Genomic DNA, 225 nt, shown 5'->3' on the forward strand with positions numbered 1-225 from the left:
CCTGGCCGTCTGGCTCAGGTCCAGACCCGTGGCGATTTCCGGCATCAACACATTGATGCAGCCCGGATGCTGACGCCCTTGCGCCACCGTCAGGGTCACGCCATCGGACGACGCGGCCACGCTGCCGGGATAAGCCACATCGCGCCAGGTGGTCAGCGCTTCGGGCGGGCCCTGCATAAAGAAGCGGCACCCGCGCGTCACGCCCTCGCCCATGTCTCGCCTAAA

Annotated in this window: 1 protein-coding gene; it reads right to left on the bottom strand. The window is 67.1% G+C overall.

The annotated features are described in order from the left end of the window. Window positions 1–213: hypothetical protein (locus AC0L3B_RS40025; protein WP_473383491.1), on the bottom strand; the 213-nt coding region annotated here is incomplete at its 3' end. Window positions 214–225: the final 12 nt, after the last annotated feature.

The sequence above is a fragment of the Bradyrhizobium sp. Kon56 genome, assembly GCF_055807635.1.